15 protein-coding genes and 1 pseudogene are annotated in these 15,566 nt (G+C 61.4%); 6 read left to right on the forward strand and 10 right to left on the reverse strand.

Going from position 1 to position 15,566, the window contains the following annotated elements:
* Nucleotides 1–271 precede the first annotated feature (271 nt).
* From F6S12_RS24635 to F6S12_RS24660, 6 genes are all read right to left on the reverse strand, one after another.
* Complete coding sequence (locus F6S12_RS24635) at nucleotides 272–817, reverse strand: GNAT family N-acetyltransferase (RefSeq protein WP_315869404.1); 546 nt, start codon at nucleotides 815–817, stop codon at nucleotides 272–274.
* Nucleotides 814–1,365, reverse strand: a complete 552-nt coding sequence (locus tag F6S12_RS24640; protein WP_015635980.1) for a phage tail protein — start codon at nucleotides 1,363–1,365, stop codon at nucleotides 814–816. Before F6S12_RS24640 ends, F6S12_RS24635 begins: the two co-directional genes overlap by 4 nt.
* 27 nt (nucleotides 1,366–1,392) lie before the next feature.
* Complete coding sequence (locus tag F6S12_RS24645; RefSeq protein WP_015635979.1) at nucleotides 1,393–1,977, reverse strand: phage tail protein; 585 nt, start codon at nucleotides 1,975–1,977, stop codon at nucleotides 1,393–1,395.
* A gap of 36 nt (nucleotides 1,978–2,013) precedes the next feature.
* Entirely contained in the window at nucleotides 2,014–2,556 is a 543-nt protein-coding gene (locus F6S12_RS24650; RefSeq protein WP_125063030.1) for a phage tail protein, read from the reverse strand.
* 724 nt (nucleotides 2,557–3,280) lie between these two features.
* Nucleotides 3,281–4,414 (reverse strand): branched-chain amino acid ABC transporter substrate-binding protein, encoded by a 1,134-nt coding sequence (locus tag F6S12_RS24655; protein WP_011061795.1) that lies wholly within the window; start codon nucleotides 4,412–4,414, stop codon nucleotides 3,281–3,283.
* Between the two features lie 121 nt (nucleotides 4,415–4,535).
* Nucleotides 4,536–5,789, reverse strand: coding sequence for a methionine gamma-lyase (locus F6S12_RS24660; RefSeq protein WP_011061794.1), 1,254 nt, complete (start codon nucleotides 5,787–5,789; stop codon nucleotides 4,536–4,538).
* Between the two features lie 124 nt (nucleotides 5,790–5,913).
* On the opposite strand from F6S12_RS24660, the gene F6S12_RS24665 reads away from it, so the two are divergent.
* On the forward strand, nucleotides 5,914–6,384 hold the full coding sequence (locus F6S12_RS24665) for an Lrp/AsnC family transcriptional regulator (protein ID WP_011061793.1): 471 nt from the start codon (nucleotides 5,914–5,916) through the stop codon (nucleotides 6,382–6,384).
* A 76-nt stretch (nucleotides 6,385–6,460) separates the two neighbouring features.
* Here F6S12_RS24665 and F6S12_RS24670 read toward each other — a convergent pair whose 3' ends face one another.
* The 4 genes from F6S12_RS24670 to F6S12_RS24685 all read right to left on the reverse strand — a co-directional run bounded on the left by F6S12_RS24670 (nucleotide 6,461) and on the right by F6S12_RS24685 (nucleotide 10,390).
* On the reverse strand, nucleotides 6,461–6,970 hold the full coding sequence (locus tag F6S12_RS24670) for a flavin reductase family protein (protein ID WP_011061792.1): 510 nt from the start codon (nucleotides 6,968–6,970) through the stop codon (nucleotides 6,461–6,463).
* Nucleotides 6,971–7,076: 106 nt separating this feature from the next.
* The gene (locus F6S12_RS24675) at nucleotides 7,077–8,111 is read right to left on the reverse strand and encodes a methionine synthase (protein WP_026020140.1); all 1,035 of its coding nucleotides are present in this window, start codon (nucleotides 8,109–8,111) and stop codon (nucleotides 7,077–7,079) included.
* 27 nt (nucleotides 8,112–8,138) lie between these two features.
* Nucleotides 8,139–9,122, reverse strand: coding sequence for a DUF1852 domain-containing protein (locus F6S12_RS24680; protein WP_103290081.1), 984 nt, complete (start codon nucleotides 9,120–9,122; stop codon nucleotides 8,139–8,141).
* A gap of 353 nt (nucleotides 9,123–9,475) precedes the next feature.
* Nucleotides 9,476–10,390 carry a LysR family transcriptional regulator gene (locus tag F6S12_RS24685; RefSeq protein ID WP_011061789.1) on the reverse strand — a complete coding sequence of 305 codons (915 nt, stop codon included), beginning with the start codon at nucleotides 10,388–10,390 and terminating at the stop codon, nucleotides 9,476–9,478.
* A gap of 106 nt (nucleotides 10,391–10,496) precedes the next feature.
* On the opposite strand from F6S12_RS24685, the gene F6S12_RS24690 reads away from it, so the two are divergent.
* From F6S12_RS24690 to F6S12_RS24710, 5 genes and pseudogenes are all read left to right on the forward strand, one after another.
* A complete protein-coding gene (locus F6S12_RS24690; protein WP_315869405.1) occupies nucleotides 10,497–12,236 on the forward strand; it encodes an amidohydrolase in 1,740 nt (579 codons plus the stop codon).
* Nucleotides 12,237–12,437: 201 nt separating this feature from the next.
* A complete protein-coding gene (locus tag F6S12_RS24695; RefSeq protein WP_011061787.1) occupies nucleotides 12,438–13,493 on the forward strand; it encodes a sugar phosphate isomerase/epimerase family protein in 1,056 nt (351 codons plus the stop codon).
* 22 nt (nucleotides 13,494–13,515) lie between these two features.
* The gene (locus F6S12_RS24700; protein ID WP_123473553.1) at nucleotides 13,516–14,403 is read left to right on the forward strand and encodes an alpha/beta fold hydrolase; all 888 of its coding nucleotides are present in this window, start codon (nucleotides 13,516–13,518) and stop codon (nucleotides 14,401–14,403) included.
* A gap of 144 nt (nucleotides 14,404–14,547) precedes the next feature.
* Complete coding sequence (locus F6S12_RS24705; protein WP_011061785.1) at nucleotides 14,548–15,147, forward strand: TetR/AcrR family transcriptional regulator; 600 nt, start codon at nucleotides 14,548–14,550, stop codon at nucleotides 15,145–15,147.
* 132 nt (nucleotides 15,148–15,279) lie between these two features.
* Nucleotides 15,280–15,566, forward strand: a pseudogene (locus F6S12_RS24710) (sugar transporter); the annotation flags it as partial.

Genomic DNA, 15,566 nt, shown 5'->3' on the forward strand with positions numbered 1-15,566 from the left:
GATGGCAGCGTGGTGCCCGTCCCCGGACTTGTGATCACGGGGGGCGGCAGCAGCGCCATGGCGGCCGTTGGCAGGCTCAAAAGCAGAAAAAGCAGGACCAGCGAACGTGCCAGCGAACCGTGGAAACTACTGCGCGATGTTTTCATAAAGGCTCCCTGCCATTTGCGATCAGCTTTGTCGCGGCCGCATCCAGCGTTAAATGAGTCAAGGTCAAAGGGTAAAATTCAGGTCGCCGTTCCGCGAGACCTGCCTACAGCCGTCATCCGGGCTTTCAGGGGTTGTCCAGCTCCTCCCGAGGCAATTGCCGTGCCGGGCGCCGCATTTGCACATACAGGCCGTTTTCGTCACCGGCCAGAAACCCTAGGCGCTGGTACAGGCCCTGGGCCCGGCTGCCGAGTTCGACGCTCAGGCTACAAGAGTGGCCCTGGGTATCGGCTTCGGTCAGGATTTCCCGCAGCAATGCGCTGCCCAGGCCCAGGCCCTGGCAGTGAGGCAGCAAGGCGATATCGACGACGCGCAGGTCAGTGGCTTGCCGATGCAGGCACAGGCGGCCGATTGCTTCGCCGGCCTGTTCGATGATCAGCCACTGTGCCCCCGGGTAGTGCCGCTCATAGTGCTGGCGTTGCAGCTCGGCTTGGCTGTGCAGGAATGCGTGGCGCTGGGCGTCGCTCCAGCCGGGTACGGCACGGACCTCGGCCCAGCGGCGAGACACGAACAACTCCCGCAGGAAGGCCTGGTCGGTGGTGTTCTGCAGGCGCAGAGCGCCACCGACCGGCAGCACCGCTTGCAGGAGGGGGGCGCAGGCTGGGCTTATCACCACCTTTGTGGATACTCGCCGTTCAGGCAGATGCAATAGCGCAGCGTCAGAAAGGGTTGCATCGCATAACGCTGCGACTCGGCCTTGGCGGTGTCCATCCCGGCAGGGGCCACCGTATCGGGGTGCAGGCTGGGCCCGCCAGTGGCCTGCACTCTGGCGTTGTACAAGCGAATCCCCCGTGGTTGTGCCAGGTAGGCCGTGTTATCGGCTAGGTCCAGGGCCATGGCGTTGTCGCTACCATCCTGGGCCAATACCTGATGGGTGTGGGGGGCGAAGTTTTCCGGTTTCAAGATGGTCTTATCGCCGCCCAGTTTCTGGCCCAGGGTGCGCATGCTCAGGGTGGGGGCCTGACCCTCACCTATGGCGACGCGGCCGCGGAGATCGGGCAGATTGAAGTTGATCCCGTTACTGCCACCATAAATGTTGGCGATCACTGAATAGAGCGCTTGATACTCATTCACGAGCAACAGTCGACCGTCGCAGACGGCCCAGTCCACAGGGGCGAAGTTGAAGGGAAAAAGCCGAATTTCACCAGTAAAAGCATCCATGGTCGATCGTTCCTGAAAAAAGAGGGACTAGGGCTTCGATGGGTAGAGGCCCGTCATGCAGATGATGTAGTTGATCACCAGGGACCCCATCATGTTGCTGTGGGGGGCGACCGATTTATTGGCCACGCCCAGGGCCGGGCTGAGAAAACTCGGGTTCAAGCTGACCATTGTGGAATTGTTGGTTCCCTTGCTGTAAAGCCCGGTGACGCTGTCTGTCGGGCTTACCCGCTTGAACTTGCCGAAACTCAGGCTATTGATCGGTGGGGTGATGGCAACCGGCACGGCGGATGCCGCCTCGTTGGCACTGACCTGGAATCCATGAATATGCGGTGGCGTGTTCTCTGCTGTGAGAGTGATCTGCTCGACGCCCGCCCTCTCGGCCAGGGACCAGCTAGACAAGCCCGGTCCGCTGCCCTGACCGACAGGGGTTCTGCCGCGGTAGTCCGGGAGCTTGAAGGTGTTCCGGCCATCGCCGCCATAGGTACTGCCGATCAAGCTGAACAGGGCGTCGTTGCCCTTGACCGGCAACTCGGTGCCATTGCACAAGGCCCAGCCCTTGGGGGCGAAGTTGCCGGCAAACATACGGATCTCTCCGAGGTATGCATCAGACATATTGCTTTCCTTAGTCGTTAGGCTGTGGGCGTTTGCTTACCGAGGTGGGTAGGTACCAGTGATGGCAATGCAGAAGTTGCCGCCGATCGACGGCTGGATGTTCAACATCGGAAGGCCGGGAGGGCTCACCACCGTGGTGATGTTGAGCGTCACGTGACTTGTATCGCCGAAGGCTACATAGGTGGATCTCGAGACAGCGCCTTTGGAGTTCGAACTGATGGCGGGAATATTGCCCGCCGGCCCGGCGACACCTGCTGCGGTTGAGACGTTGGCGATATGGCTGTGGGTTGCCAGGTTGCTGGCATTCAGCGCGACCAGTTCGGTTCCGTCCATGCTGGCCAGCTCCCGCAGATCCAGCAAAGGGGCGGTCGAAGCATCGAGATTCTCCCCCAGTGCTGCCCGGCCTCGCAGGTCCGGCAGGCCGAAGGTGGTTCGGCCGTCGCCGCCGTAACGGTTGCCGAGCAGTGTTGCCAGCGCCATGTAGTCGTTTACCGCCAGCACCTGGCCCTGACACAAAAGCCAGCCTTGTGGGGCCCAGGCCCAAGGGAACAGACGAATCTCGCCGAGAAAGGGTTCCATGTTCTTCGCTCCTTGAAAAAAGGCCTGGCAGAAGTACTTTCCGCAGCTGGCAATTTGATGTTGCGCACGATATACAAAATCGAATTTAGTTAGCAAACAGTATTTCTATCCATGAAAAAAGAGGAACTACTTCCCGGTGTTAGTGGGTTTGCGGCTTATCTTTTTTTACTTGGTCGGTAACATTAAGTTCATCTTGATCGGTAACATTCGATGCGCGTCACAGTCTTGTGCTTTAACGTTTTAGTTGCTGCATAAGCGCAGCGCGGTAAGCCTCATGCCTAGCGGCTTGGCACTAAAGATACAGGCCTTGAGGCATATCGAATGCTGGCTTGCGGCGGGTGGGCGGGGGTTATTGCGCTGCTCGCGAAAGTCCTCTAGTTCGGGCTTTTCAGGCCCTTTCATCACGAGCTCTAGTTGAGCGGGAGACGGCAGTGAAAAGTTCAGAAGAAAACAAAGCAGGCTAACGATCTTCCTGGGCGGGAAGCATGGGACGCTTCCACGGGGAGGGTTCTGGAGTATAAGCAGAGGCTTTGGAAAGTGTTACCCGAAGCGATCCTTGTTGTTACCCGTTCTTTAAGTTGTTCCCAACTAGAATACTCGGGAATTAGTGCTTTAAGTCTGGCTTGAAAGGCGTTGTTCAAGCGGTGTGCAGAGTTTCTTTCAGGCCTTGCACCTGAAACGGGTAGGGCGCCGCTGCCCTGGCAGGCGGCACCCGGTGCCCGGCTTAGAGCCCGGCGTTTTCCGCCGCTACGCTTTTCGGCTTGCCGTAGTGCCACTCATAGACCACGAACTTGAAGTCCTTGAGATCGCCTTTCTCGTCGAAGCTCAGGTCGCCGGTGGGGGTCTTGAAGGTGCCCTTGTGGATCGCCTCGGCGACTTTTTCCGGGTCTTCGCTCTTGGCTGCGGCGATGCCTCCGGCAATCACTTCCACGGCCGAGTAGGACGGCAGCACGAACGGGCCGCTGGGGTTTTCCTTCTTGGCTTCGAAGGCCTCCACCAGGGCCTTGTTGGCCGGGTCCTGGTCGAAGGACTTGGGCAGGGTCACCAGCATGCCTTCGGAAGCGTCCTTGGCGATCTGCGAGATCGAGTCGTTGCCCACGCCTTCAGGCCCCATGAAGCGTGCGGTCAGGCCCTTTTCCTTGGCCTGGCGCAACAGCAGGCCCATTTCCGGGTGGTAGCCGCCGAAGTAGACGAAATCCACATTGGCCTGCTTGAGCTTGGCCAGGATCGAGGAGTAGTCGCGTTCGCCGACGTTGATGCCTTCGAACATCGCCACCTTGATGCCTTCCTTGCCGAGGATGTCCTTGACCGAGCTGGCAATGCCTTCGCCGTACTGTTGCTTGTCGTGCAGCACCGCCACATTGGTCGGCTTGAGCTGGGCGATGTAGCGTGCCGCCGCCGGGCCCTGGGCGTTGTCCAGGCCGATGGTGCGGAACACCATCTTGTAGCCACGGGCGGTCAGCTCTGGGCTGGTGGCGGCCGGGGTGATCATCACGATGCCTTCGTCTTCGTAGATGTCCGACGCGGGCTGGGTGGAGCTGGAGCACAGGTGTCCGACCACGAACTTGACGCCGTCGTTGACCACCTTGTTGGCCACGGCGACCGCTTGCTTGGGGTCGCAGGCATCGTCGTATTCCACGGCCACCAGTTGCTTGCCGTCGACGCCACCCTTGGCGTTGATCTGCTCGATGGCCATGCGCGCGCCGCTGAACTGCATGTCACCGTATTGCGCCACCGGGCCGGTCTTGGCCCCGGCGATGCCGATCCGGATGCTGTCGGCTGCCATGGAATGGCAGGCCAGGCCGGCAAGGATCATGGCGCTGAGCAGTTGGGTGGCTTTGTTATTGATACGACTCATGGGTTGTTCCACTCCTGTGGGTTACGGTTCTAAGGGTGTTGCGGGTGTTGCCTGGACTGCCGGCGCCCGGGCGCCGGCAGGGTGTTGTAGTCGGCTTTGCCGTCAGATGTGCTGATCCTGCTCAAGGCAGGGCCTTGCCGATTCGGCTCACGGCCTCCAGGGTGGGGCGCGCGGGTTCGGCGCTGGCGTCCAGGGCCTGGGCGATGTCGGCCAGCAGGTCGGCGATGTCTTCCAGCCCCACCGACAGCCGTACCAGGCCCTCGGCGATGCCGTGTTCGGCCCGTTCCTCCTGGGTGTAGGTGGAATGGGTCATGCTCGCCGGGTGCTGGGCCAGGGATTCGGCATCCCCCAGGCTGACCGCGCGGCTGAACAGCCCCAGGGCGTTCATGAAGCGTCGCCCGCTGGCCAGCCCACCCTTGAGTTCGAAGGCGATCATGCCGCCGGGCAGCTTCATCTGTCTTGCGGCCAGGGCGTGTTGGGCAAAGGATGCCAGCCCCGGGTAGGCGACCCAGGCCACGGCGGGGTGGTCCTGGAGGAACTGGGCGACGGCCTGGGCGTTGGCGCAATGGCGATCCATGCGCAGGGCCAGGGTCTTGAGGCCGCGCATCAGGAGAAAAGCGTCCTGGGGCGAGAGCACCGCGCCGGTCAGGTCCTTCAGGCCCTGCAGGCGGATGCGTTCGGCCAGGGCCTGGCCGGTGACCACGATGCCGGCGGTGATGTCGCCATGGCCGCTGAGGTACTTGGTGGCCGAATGCAGCACCAGGTCGGCGCCCAGTTCCAGCGGGCGCTGCAGGTAAGGTGTGCAGTAGGTGTTGTCCACCGCCACGAGCAGGCCGGGATGCTGGCGGGCCACCTGGGCCACGGCGGCGATGTCCACCAGTTGCATGTTGGGGTTGGCCGGGGTTTCGAAATAGATCATCCGCGTGGCCGGGCCGATGGCCGCCCGCAGCTCGCCCAGGTCGGTCAGGTCGACATGGCGTACCTTGACGCCGAATTCGCCAAGGCCGTGGTGCAGCAGGGCAAAGGTGCAACCGTACAAAGTCTGGCCGACGATGACCTCGTCGCCCGGGCGCAGCAGGGTCCACAAGGTCGCGGCAATCGCCCCCATGCCGGAGCCGAACGCCACGGCCGCTTCGCCGTTTTCCAGGGCGGCCATGCGCGCTTCCAGCAACGCCAGGGTCGGGTTGCCGATGCGGGTATAGAAGTAGCCGGGTTCTTCACCGGCAAAACAGCCGGCGCCGTATTCGGCGGTGGCGAAGGTGAAGGTGGAGGTCAGGTAGATCGGCGGGATCAGCGCGCCCTGATGCTCCTGGGGGTTGTAGCCGTGATGGATGGCACGGGTGGAAAAACCAAGGTCACTGTTTTTATTGTTCATGGTGAACGCTCCCGGATTTGCTCTAATGCTATGCTCAAATCCGGCGCAATAATTTCCAATATCGGCCCTTTAGAACCGAATAATTGGAATAAATAACCATAAAAATAAGATAAAAAGGTAAGACATGCCCCTCGATCTGGACCGTATCGACAAAGCCCTGCTGATCGCCCTGCAAGACAACGCCCGGCTGACCAATGCCGAGCTGGCGGACAGCGTCGCCTTGACCACCTCGCCGTGCTGGCGCCGGGTGAAGATTCTCGAAGAGAGCGGGGTGATTACCGGTTACCAGGCGATCCTCTCGCCCAAGGCGCTGGGCTATGGGGTCACCGCCTTTGTCAGCGTGATGATGGAATCCCACTCCCAGGACACCGCCCGGGCCTTCGAGCAGAGGCTGCTGGAGATCCCGGAAATCATCGCCTGCCACAACGTCTCCGGGCGCTACGACTTTCTCCTCGAAGTGCTGGCCAAGGACCTGGAATCCTTCGGCGAATTCGCCCGTGAAGTGTTGCAGACCCTGCCGGCGGTGAAGGAGATCTATTCGAGCTTTTCCTTCAAATCGGTCAAGCCGTTGCGGCAGATTCCGGTACAAGAGTGAGCGCCAGCGTCCCTGCGATTCACAAGCAACCTTGCTGTCTGAAACAGGACCTCAGCGAAGGAGCGCCGGCCAGGGTTCACACCGCGCCCGGGGCCGCGAGGTTGCAATATTGCCCTTTGAAATACAGCAATGGCTGCGCAGCCGCCGCTTGCTGCAGGTTCAGCGCCTTGACTTCACCGATCACGATCAGGTGGTCACCGGCGACGTGTTCGGCATGAATTTCACAATCGAGCCAGTGCAGGCTGCCGGCAATGATCGGGTTGCCCAGCGGCGATTCCTGCCATTGAACTCCCTGCCACTTGTCCGTGCCTTTGCTTGCGAACTGGTTGGAAATCCTGACCTGCTCGCCTGAGAGGATATTGACCATGAATCGGCCCGCCTGACGAATCTTGGGGTAGCTGGCCGAGCTGGACATGACGCTGAATGACACCAGCGGCGGGCTCATCGACACGCTATAGAACGACTGGCACGTAAAGCCGAGCGGCTCGCCATCAACCTGCGAGGTAATCACCGTGATGCCGGATGCGTAGTGCCCGAGCGCTTCGCGAAAGCGCATTGGCTCGATAGCCGTACTGGGAAGTGACATGGCGGGTCCTGAATATTGGGTACTGTCCGACAGCGCGCAGAGGGGTGAAGCGGCGGTTTTTCAATCCACTGCCTCACCCCTCTGGCACACCACTTGCGGCTTTAGCTCAGCGCAGGTTCGAGAGTTCTCTGCGGATGATTTCTGCGCCGGCACTTAAAGCCTTCAGCTTGCCCCTTGCCACGCCACGGGATAAGGGCGCCATGCCACAGTTGGTGCAGGGATAGAGTTTGTCGGCATCCACGAACTGCAATGCCTTGCGCAGGGTGTCGGCCACTTCCTCGGGTGTTTCAATGGTGTTGGAGGCCACATCAATGGCCCCGACCATCACCTTCTTGCCTCTGATGAGTTCAATGAGATCCATTGGGACATGAGAGTTGTGACATTCCAGAGAGACGATATCGATACTGGATTTCTGCAGTTTGGGGAACGCCTCTTCATATTGCCGCCACTCTGAGCCCAGGGTCTTTTTCCAGTCCGTATTGGCCTTGATGCCATAGCCATAGCAAATGTGCACCGCCGTTTCGCATTTAAGACCTTCAATGGCTCTTTCCAGGGTGGCCACACCCCAGTCATTCACTTCATCGAAGAAGACGTTAAAGGCGGGCTCATCAAACTGGATGATATCCACGCCGGCCGCCTCCAGCTCCCTGGCTTCCTGGTTGAGGATCTTGGCGAATTCCCAGGCCAGTTTTTCGCGGCTTTTGTAATGGCTGTCATAAAGCGTGTCGATCATCGTCATCGGGCCTGGCAGCGCCCACTTTATGGGTTGCTCGGTCTGCTGGCGCAGAAACTTGGCATCTTCCACGAAAACCGGCTTCTGGCGACTGACAGCCCCCACCACCGTGGGGACGCTCGCATCATAGCGATCACGAATCCTGACGGTTTCACGTTTTGCAAAATCAACGCCGCTGAGGTGTTCGATGAACGTCGTGACAAAGTGCTGACGTGTCTGCTCGCCATCACTGACGATATCAATGCCTGCTTGCTGTTGTTCTTGCAGTGACAAGCGCAAGGCGTCCTGCTTGCCTTCAACCAGTTCTTCCTCTTGCAACTTCCAGGGCGACCAGAGTGTTTCAGGTTGTGCAAGCCAGGAAGGTTTAGGCAAGCTGCCGGCAGTTGAAGTGGGTAACAACTTTTTCATCATGGGTGACCTTGTATTTTTGATGAGTCAAAGAGCGTAATTGGCGGACCACTGCTCAAGAATGGTCTGGTATGGCTTGATGAAGTTGTTCTCGACAAACTGCCCTTGCTCAATCGCCAGGCGGCTACGTTCTTCTCGGTCATAGACAATTCGAGTCAATGAATAGTCCTGGTGCTTCAGGCTCGGTTGATAGGATTTGCCTGCTGCAGAGTTGGCATTGTAGATCTCTGGCCGGTAAATCTTCTGGAAGGTGTCCATCGTGCTGATGGTGCTGATCAGTTCCAGGTTGGTGTAATCACTGAGCAAATCGCCGGCAAAGTAGAAAGCCAAAGGCGCAACGCTGTTGGACGGCATGAAGTAGCGAACTTTCAACCCCATCTTGTTGAAGTATTCATCTGTTAGAGAATATTCGTCCTGCTGGTATTCAATGCCCAGTACAGGGTGCTGGTTTTCAGTCCGATGGTAGGTCTTGCTGCTCGAAACGCTCAGGCAGATCACCGGTGGCTTGTTGAAGTTTTCCTTGTAAGTGCTGGAGTTGATGAAGTGCTTGAATAGCTTCCCATGCAGCTCTCCGAAGTTTTCCGGAATGCTGAACTTTGGTCGCTCCCTGTTGTGCTCCGGCAACAGCACGCTGAAGTCGTAGTCCCGTACGTAAGAGGAAAAGTTGTTTCCTACAACGCCCTCAAAGCGTTCGTTGGTCTTTCGATCGAAAATATTGGTTTTCAATATTTCAATCAGGGGGATGGCATGGCCACTGCTTTGAGTGTCGATGTCCATTTCCACGGAGATGATTTCAAGCTCGACTGCATAACGATCGCCCTTGGGGTTATCCCAATGCGCCAAGGCATTGAAGCGGTTGTCAATCATCCTCAAGGTATTGCGCAAGTTCTCTTGGCGACTCTTGCCCCTGGCCAGGTTGGCAAAGTTGGTGGTGATGCGCGTATTCTCGGACGGGTGATAATCTTCGTCGAAGCAAATGCTCTTGATGGTGAATGTGAAGTCGTTGTTCATTGTGATCTGGCATCCTGATTTCCGAGATAAGTCCTGAACTTGTTTGTTGGCTTTCAGTGCTTTCCAGTTTTGTTCCTGGCTGCTTTTGCTCGGTAGTCTTTATGTTGTCTATTATTGAGGCGCATCTTATGTCGAGCTATTAATTGAGTACTAATGAATTGATTTCACCAGGTCTTTAGTCACATTCATGATGAGATATTCACTCAATCGCAAAAGCCTATTTGCCCCAGTATTCATTGCCCGGCCAAACCACTGGTTGAGGGTGTGCCTGGGCTCTGGCGCAGTCCGACCCGTGGTGGCTGCGGCAGCACTCGACAGGGCCGCCAGTGCCAGATGGGCCGGGAGCTGGCCCATCAATGCAATTGCTGCTCGTCCAGGTAGCGGTTCAGGCATTCGATGAAGGCCTGGTGCTTGCGGGTCTGGCGCCGGTGGGCGGGGTAGATCACATGGATCCTCGGGCCGAACTGCTCCGGGTCCAGCTGCGCCTCGGGCAGCAGTTGCACCAGCTCGCCGCGACGCAGGTAGGGCGCGGCGCTCCACTGCGGGCACAGTTGCAGGCCCAGCCCGGCCAGTAGGGCACCGAACAGGAAATCGTAATTGTCACTGGCCAGCCGCGGCACCGGCTGGGGCACACGCTGCTGCTCGCCATTCAAGGTGAAGCGCCAGAAATGCGGGTTCAGTGCCGGGTGACGGAAGATCAGCCAGTCATGCTCGGCAAAATGCGCCGGGGTCACCGGCAAGGGCTGGCGCTGCAGATAGCGCGGGCTGGCGCAGAGCAGGATGCGGTTGGCCGTCAGCGGGCGGGCGATCAGGTCCGGCAGCTCCACCGGCCCGTCGCGCACGGCCAGGTCATAGCCGCCACTTTGCAGGTCGACGAATTCGTCGGTGAGCTCCACGTCCAGGCGCATCTGTGGGTACTGCTCAAGAAAGCCGTAGCAGGCGCCATTGAGAAAGGCCGGGGCGAAGGAGGGCGGCGCCACCAGGCGCAGGGTGCCGCACATTTCCTGCTGCAGGCGCTCGATGTCTTCCCCGGCCTGTTGCAGTTGGCGCAATACCTGCCGGGCGCTGGCCAGGTAGATATGCCCGGCCTCGGTGAGGGCGATCCGGCGTGTGGAGCGCTCCAGCAAGCGGGTGCCGAGCTGGCTCTCCAGGTGGCTCACTGCCTTGGTCAGGGCCGAGGTGGTCTTGCCCAGGCACGCGGCGGCGCGGGTGAAGCTGCCCTGATCGACCGTGGTCACGAACATGGTGATGGCGCCCAGCTGGTCCATTGCAGTCTTGCCTCTTTGGAAAGGATGGGTTGCGCGAAGCAGTATTCTTAAGCACCGGTGACTTGGCTAGTCTCTGGCGCATTCTGAGCCAAGGGTGCGAACAACAATGAAAAAGACGCTGAATATCACGCTGGCCTCGGCCCTGGCCCTGGTCTCGCTGCACAGCCAGGCCGCGGTGGACCTGGTGCTGCACAACGCCAAGGTGTTCACCGCCGAGCAGGGCCAGCCCCTGCAACAGGCGGTGGCGGTGGAGCAGGGGCGTATCGTCATGGTCGGCAGCGATGCCCAGGTGCTGGCGCTGAAGGCCCCGGGCACCCAGGTCATCGACCTGCAGGGCAAGGTGCTGATGCCGGGGTTCATCGACAGCCACAGTCATGCCATCTTCGGGGGCCTGAAGCTCAAGGCCGCCGACCTGGAAACCCAGCAACTGCCCCTGGACGAGCTGGAACAGCGCCTGCGCGGCTGGCGCGATGACGGCAAGGCGCGGCATGGCGAGATCCTCACCGTCAGCGGTTTTCCCTCGACCTACTGGAGCCAGGTGGACGCCCTGGAACAGCGCTTCAACCAGGGCGAATGGGCCGATGTACCGATTCTGTTCGTTGGCTGGGACTACCACACCGGCTGGGCCAACCGCGCCATGCTCAAGCGCGGCGGCATAGACGCCGCGCGGGTCAAGGCGCTGCAGGGCGAGGCCCAGGCCACCATCGGCCATCACCCGGACAGCAGCCCCAACGGTTTTGTCGCCGATGCCGGGCTCTCGGCCCTGACCTCGCAACTGCCGCCGCCGAGCTTCGAGCAGTTGCTCGACGCCGGGCGCGCCGCCCGCGACCTCAACCTGAGCCTGGGCATCACCGCGCTGATGGACCCGGCGGCCAACGCCACCCCGGGCGACGCGCTGTTCGCCATGCATCCCACGGCCCAGACCGTCGGTGTGCTGCCGGTGTACAAGGCGCTGGCGCAGAAGGGCGAGCTGACCCTGCGGGTCGCGGCCCTGATGGTGGCCAATCCCAAGAGCCGCCCGGCGGACCTGGAGGTGCTGGAGCAGGTGCGCCAGCAGTTCCTCGGGGTGCCGAACCTGAGCCTGCCGGGGATCAAGATCTTCGCCGACGGTGTCGCCGAGTTTCCGGCGCAGACCGCTTCCCTGCTGACCCCCTACAAGAACTCGAAGAAGGACGGCGAACTGCTGATCGACCCGGCGCATTTCGGCGAGCTGGTCAGCGCCGCCGATGCCCGTGGCTGGCTGGTGCATGTGCATGCCATTGGCGACCGCGCGGTGCGCGAATCCCTCAACGGCATCGAGCAGGCGCGGCGTGATCGCCAGAGTGGGGTGGTGCACTCCATCACCCACTTGCAGATGGTCAACCCCAAGGAGTTCGCCCGCTTCAAGCCACTGGACGTGATCGCCTCCATGCAGCTGTACTGGGCCGCCGCCGATGAGCTGAGCATCGATTTGCTCCAGCCCTACATCAGCGCCATGCAGTTCCAGTTCATGTACCCGGCCCGCTCGCTGCTGAAGAACGGCGCCACCATCGCCGGGGCCAGCGACTGGCCGGTAAGCACCCCGGAACCCTGGAAGGCCATCGCCCAGGCCATCAGCCGCAAGGGGCCCAAGGGCGTGTTGAACAAGGACGAAGGCATCGACCGGGAAACCATGTTCTACGCCTACACCCGCAACGCCGCGCGGGCCATTGGCCTGGAGCAGCAGATCGGCAGCCTGGCCCCGGGCAAGCAGGCCGACCTGATCGTTCTTGACCGCGATGTGTTCCAGGTGCCCCAGGAGCAACTGGCGCAAACCCAGGTGCTCAAGACCTACTTTGCCGGGCGTGAGGTGTATAGCCGGCCGTGATGCTGCATGGATGCCGGCCGGGCCCGCGATCTTCATCGCGGGCTTTTTTTGCCTTGTCGACCACTGCGACGCCTTCGCTGGCAAGCCAGCACCTACGGGCGAACGGCCTCACGGCCAAACACTTTTCTGCACGGCGATGATTGACGCGGCCAGAGCGTATCCCTATTCTTTGTCGACCGACAAAGAATAGGGAGCAGTTCGATGAAAACCCTCAAGGGGCCCAGCCTGCATCTGGCGCAATTCAGCGCCGAGACGGCGCCGTTCCACAATTTGCCGGCGATTGCCCAATGGGCCGCCGACCTGGGTTTCAAGGCGCTGCAGATCCCTGCCTGGGATGCGCGGTTGTTCGACGTCGCCACGGCGGCCGAGAGCCAGGACTACTGCGATGAACTCAAGGGCCAGCTGGCGCAGAAGGGCCTGCAGATCAGCGAGCTGACCAGCCATATCTTCGGCCAGCTGGTGGCGGTGCACCCGGCCTACGACGCGATGTGCGACAACTTCGCGCCGCCAGCGCTGCGGGGCAATCCGCAAGCCAGAACGGCCTGGGCCATGGAGCAGATGAAGCTGGCGGCCAAGGCTTCGCGACGCCTGGGGCTGAGTGAGCTGGGGACCTTTTCCGGGTCCCTGGCCTGGCCTTATCTGTTTCCCTTTCCCCAGCGCCCCGAGGGCCTGATCGAGACGGCGTTCGACGAGCTGGCGCGGCGCTGGCGGCCGATCCTCGATGCCTGCGACGAGCAGGGGGTCAACCTGTGCTACGAGATCCACCCCAGCGAGGACCTGCACGACGGCACCAGCTTCGAACGCTTCCATGAACTGGTGGACCATCACCCGCGTTGCAACATCCTCTTCGACCCCAGCCACTTCGTGCTGCAACAGCTGGACTACCTGAGTTACCTGGACATCTACCACGAGCGCATCCGCATGTTTCACGTCAAGGATGCCGAGTTCAATCCCAGCGGCCGCCAGGGCATCTACGGCGGCTACAGCGCCTGGGTCGAGCGCGCCGGGCGCTTCCGTTCCCTGGGCGATGGCCAGGTGGACTTCAAGGGGATCTTTTCCAAGCTGGCGCAATACGACTACCCGGGCTGGGCGACCCTGGAGTGGGAGTGCTGCCTCAAGGATCAGGAGGATGGCGCCCGGGAAGGTGTCGAGTTCATCAACCGGCACATGATCCAGGTCACCCAGCGCATCTTCGACGACTTCGCCGGCGCGCAGATCGACCGCCAACAGATCAACGCCATGCTCGGCATTGCCTGAAACCCTTCATCGAGAACACACCATGAACGCTTTGACTGACACCCTCCAGGCCGACAGCCTCGACCTGGTTCACCGCTATGTGCGCGTCGATGGCCAGCGCATCCACTGTGTCACCGCCGGCACGGGCCGGCCGGTGCTGCTGATTCCCGGCTGGCCGCAGACCTGGTACGCCTGGCGTCAGGTGATCCAGGCCCTGGCTGCCCAAGGCTTCCAGGCCATTGCCGTGGACCCGCCGGGCAGCGGCCAGTCCGACCGCCCTGAGCACGGCTACGACACCGGCCATGTGGCCGGGGTGCTGCACCAGGTGATGGGGCAGTTGGGTTTCGAGCGCTACAGCGTGGTCGGCCACGACGTCGGCATGTGGATCGCCTACGCCTTGGCCAGCGACCATCCGCAGGCGGTGGAGCGCCTGGCGCTGACCGAGGCGGTGATCCCCGGGCTGGCGGATGCACCACCGATTTTCGTCGCGCCGCAGCAGAACATCTTTCTCTGGCACTTCATGTTCAACCAGCTGCGGGATTTGCCGGAAGCCTTGATCGCCGGGCGCGAGCGGGCCTACCTGAATTACATCTTCGACCACTGGTCCCATCGCCGCGAGGCGGTGGCCGCCGAAGTCTACATCGAGGCCTACGCTGCCCCGGGCGGTTTGCGCGCAGGCTTCGCCTATTACCGGGCGATCCCCGAGACGGTGCGCCAGAATCAGCTGCGCGCGCAGCGGCCGCTGACCATGCCGGTGCTGGCCATTGGTGCCGAGCACGCCACCAACGATGCACCTCTGCTGACCCTGCAGGGCCATGCCAATGACCTGCGCGGGGCCATTGTCGAGGACTGCGGGCACTTCATCATGGAAGAGGCACCGGAGGAGTTTCTCGCGCTGCTGCTGCCGTTTCTGCAGGAGGGCCGTGACTGAGGCAGGGCGCAGGCAAGGCCGCGGCCACGGAAATTGGCCGCGACCGGCGCAAATCTAATATCATTTCGTCCCGGCGCCCTGCGCCAACCGGCTGTTCGGGCTCAACCGAACGCCTTCCCTGTCCCGACGAGATACCCGACCCCCATGGCTGGAAGACCCCGCGAATTCGACCGTCACCAGGCACTGCGCCAGGCGCTCGAACTGTTCTGGCGCCGTGGTTTCGAAACCACCTCCATGGCCGACCTGGTGGCGGCCCTGGGCATCGCCTCGGCGCGCATCTATGCCGCCTTCGGCTCCAAGGAGGCGTTGTTTCGCGAGGCCATCGAGCTGTACGAAAGCCAGGAAGGCGGTTTCGCCGACCTGGCCCTGCAAGAGCCCTGCGCCTACGTCGCCATCGAGCGCATGCTGCAAGAAGCGGTGGCACTCTACACCCGGGCCGACGGCCCCCGTGGCTGCATGGTGGTGGCCTCGGCGGTGAACTGCTCAAGCGACAACGACAGCGTGCGCGAATGGCTGGCCGAACATCGCCGGGCGCGTACCGCAAGCATTATCCAGCGCCTGGAAGCCGCGCAGCAGGCGGGTGAATTGCCCGGCCACAGCGATGCAACTTCCCTGGGCGATTATTACTCTACGGTGCTCCACGGGCTGTCGGTGCAAGCCCGCGACGGCGTCAGTGCGGCGCGCCTGCTGCAGGGCGTGGCGCTGGCCATGCAGGTCTTTGCGCGAACCGCCCAAGGGAATTGAAGCGGCGCTGCACCCTGGCTCCGCCTGGGAGCCTTTGCCCGCAATCCGGGAGCAGCGATGCTGGCCCGGGTTGTGCATTTTTCCAGCGGGTCCCGGACCCGTTCCATCATCGAAAGAGTATGACGCCCCCCCATGAGTGATTCCGCGGCGACACCCCAAGGCAACTGGCAGCCGGTCATCGCGCTGGCGTTGGCGGCCTTTGTCTTCAACACCACCGAGTTTGTGCCAGTGGGCCTGCTCAGCGCCATTGGCGCCAGCTTCGACCTGCCCACCGAGCGGGTCGGTCTGATGCTCACCATCTACGCCTGGATCGTGTCCCTGACCTCGCTGCCGGTGATGCTGCTGACCCGCAACATCGAACGACGCAAGCTGCTCACGGTGCTGTTCGGGCTGTTTATCGTCAGCCATGTGTTCTCCAG

The sequence above is a fragment of the Pseudomonas sp. JV245A genome (genome assembly GCF_032424515.1).
Classification (GTDB): Bacteria; Pseudomonadota; Gammaproteobacteria; order Pseudomonadales; family Pseudomonadaceae; genus Aquipseudomonas; species Aquipseudomonas protegens.

Coding starts and splice junctions, on each gene's coding strand:
- F6S12_RS24640 (WP_015635980.1), bottom strand. CDS start 1,365: ATGGATGCTTTTACTGGTGAAATTCGGCTTTTTCCCTTCAACTTCGCC.
- F6S12_RS24645 (WP_015635979.1), bottom strand. CDS start 1,977: ATGTCTGATGCATACCTCGGAGAGATCCGTATGTTTGCCGGCAACTTC.
- F6S12_RS24650 (WP_125063030.1), bottom strand. CDS start 2,556: ATGGAACCCTTTCTCGGCGAGATTCGTCTGTTCCCTTGGGCCTGGGCC.
- F6S12_RS24655 (WP_011061795.1), bottom strand. CDS start 4,414: ATGAGTCGTATCAATAACAAAGCCACCCAACTGCTCAGCGCCATGATC.
- F6S12_RS24660 (WP_011061794.1), bottom strand. CDS start 5,789: ATGAACAATAAAAACAGTGACCTTGGTTTTTCCACCCGTGCCATCCAT.
- F6S12_RS24665 (WP_011061793.1), top strand. CDS start 5,914: ATGCCCCTCGATCTGGACCGTATCGACAAAGCCCTGCTGATCGCCCTG.
- F6S12_RS24670 (WP_011061792.1), bottom strand. CDS start 6,970: ATGTCACTTCCCAGTACGGCTATCGAGCCAATGCGCTTTCGCGAAGCG.
- F6S12_RS24675 (WP_026020140.1), bottom strand. CDS start 8,111: ATGAAAAAGTTGTTACCCACTTCAACTGCCGGCAGCTTGCCTAAACCT.
- F6S12_RS24680 (WP_103290081.1), bottom strand. CDS start 9,122: ATGAACAACGACTTCACATTCACCATCAAGAGCATTTGCTTCGACGAA.
- F6S12_RS24685 (WP_011061789.1), bottom strand. CDS start 10,390: ATGGACCAGCTGGGCGCCATCACCATGTTCGTGACCACGGTCGATCAG.
- F6S12_RS24690 (WP_315869405.1), top strand. CDS start 10,497: ATGAAAAAGACGCTGAATATCACGCTGGCCTCGGCCCTGGCCCTGGTC.
- F6S12_RS24695 (WP_011061787.1), top strand. CDS start 12,438: ATGAAAACCCTCAAGGGGCCCAGCCTGCATCTGGCGCAATTCAGCGCC.
- F6S12_RS24700 (WP_123473553.1), top strand. CDS start 13,516: ATGAACGCTTTGACTGACACCCTCCAGGCCGACAGCCTCGACCTGGTT.
- F6S12_RS24705 (WP_011061785.1), top strand. CDS start 14,548: ATGGCTGGAAGACCCCGCGAATTCGACCGTCACCAGGCACTGCGCCAG.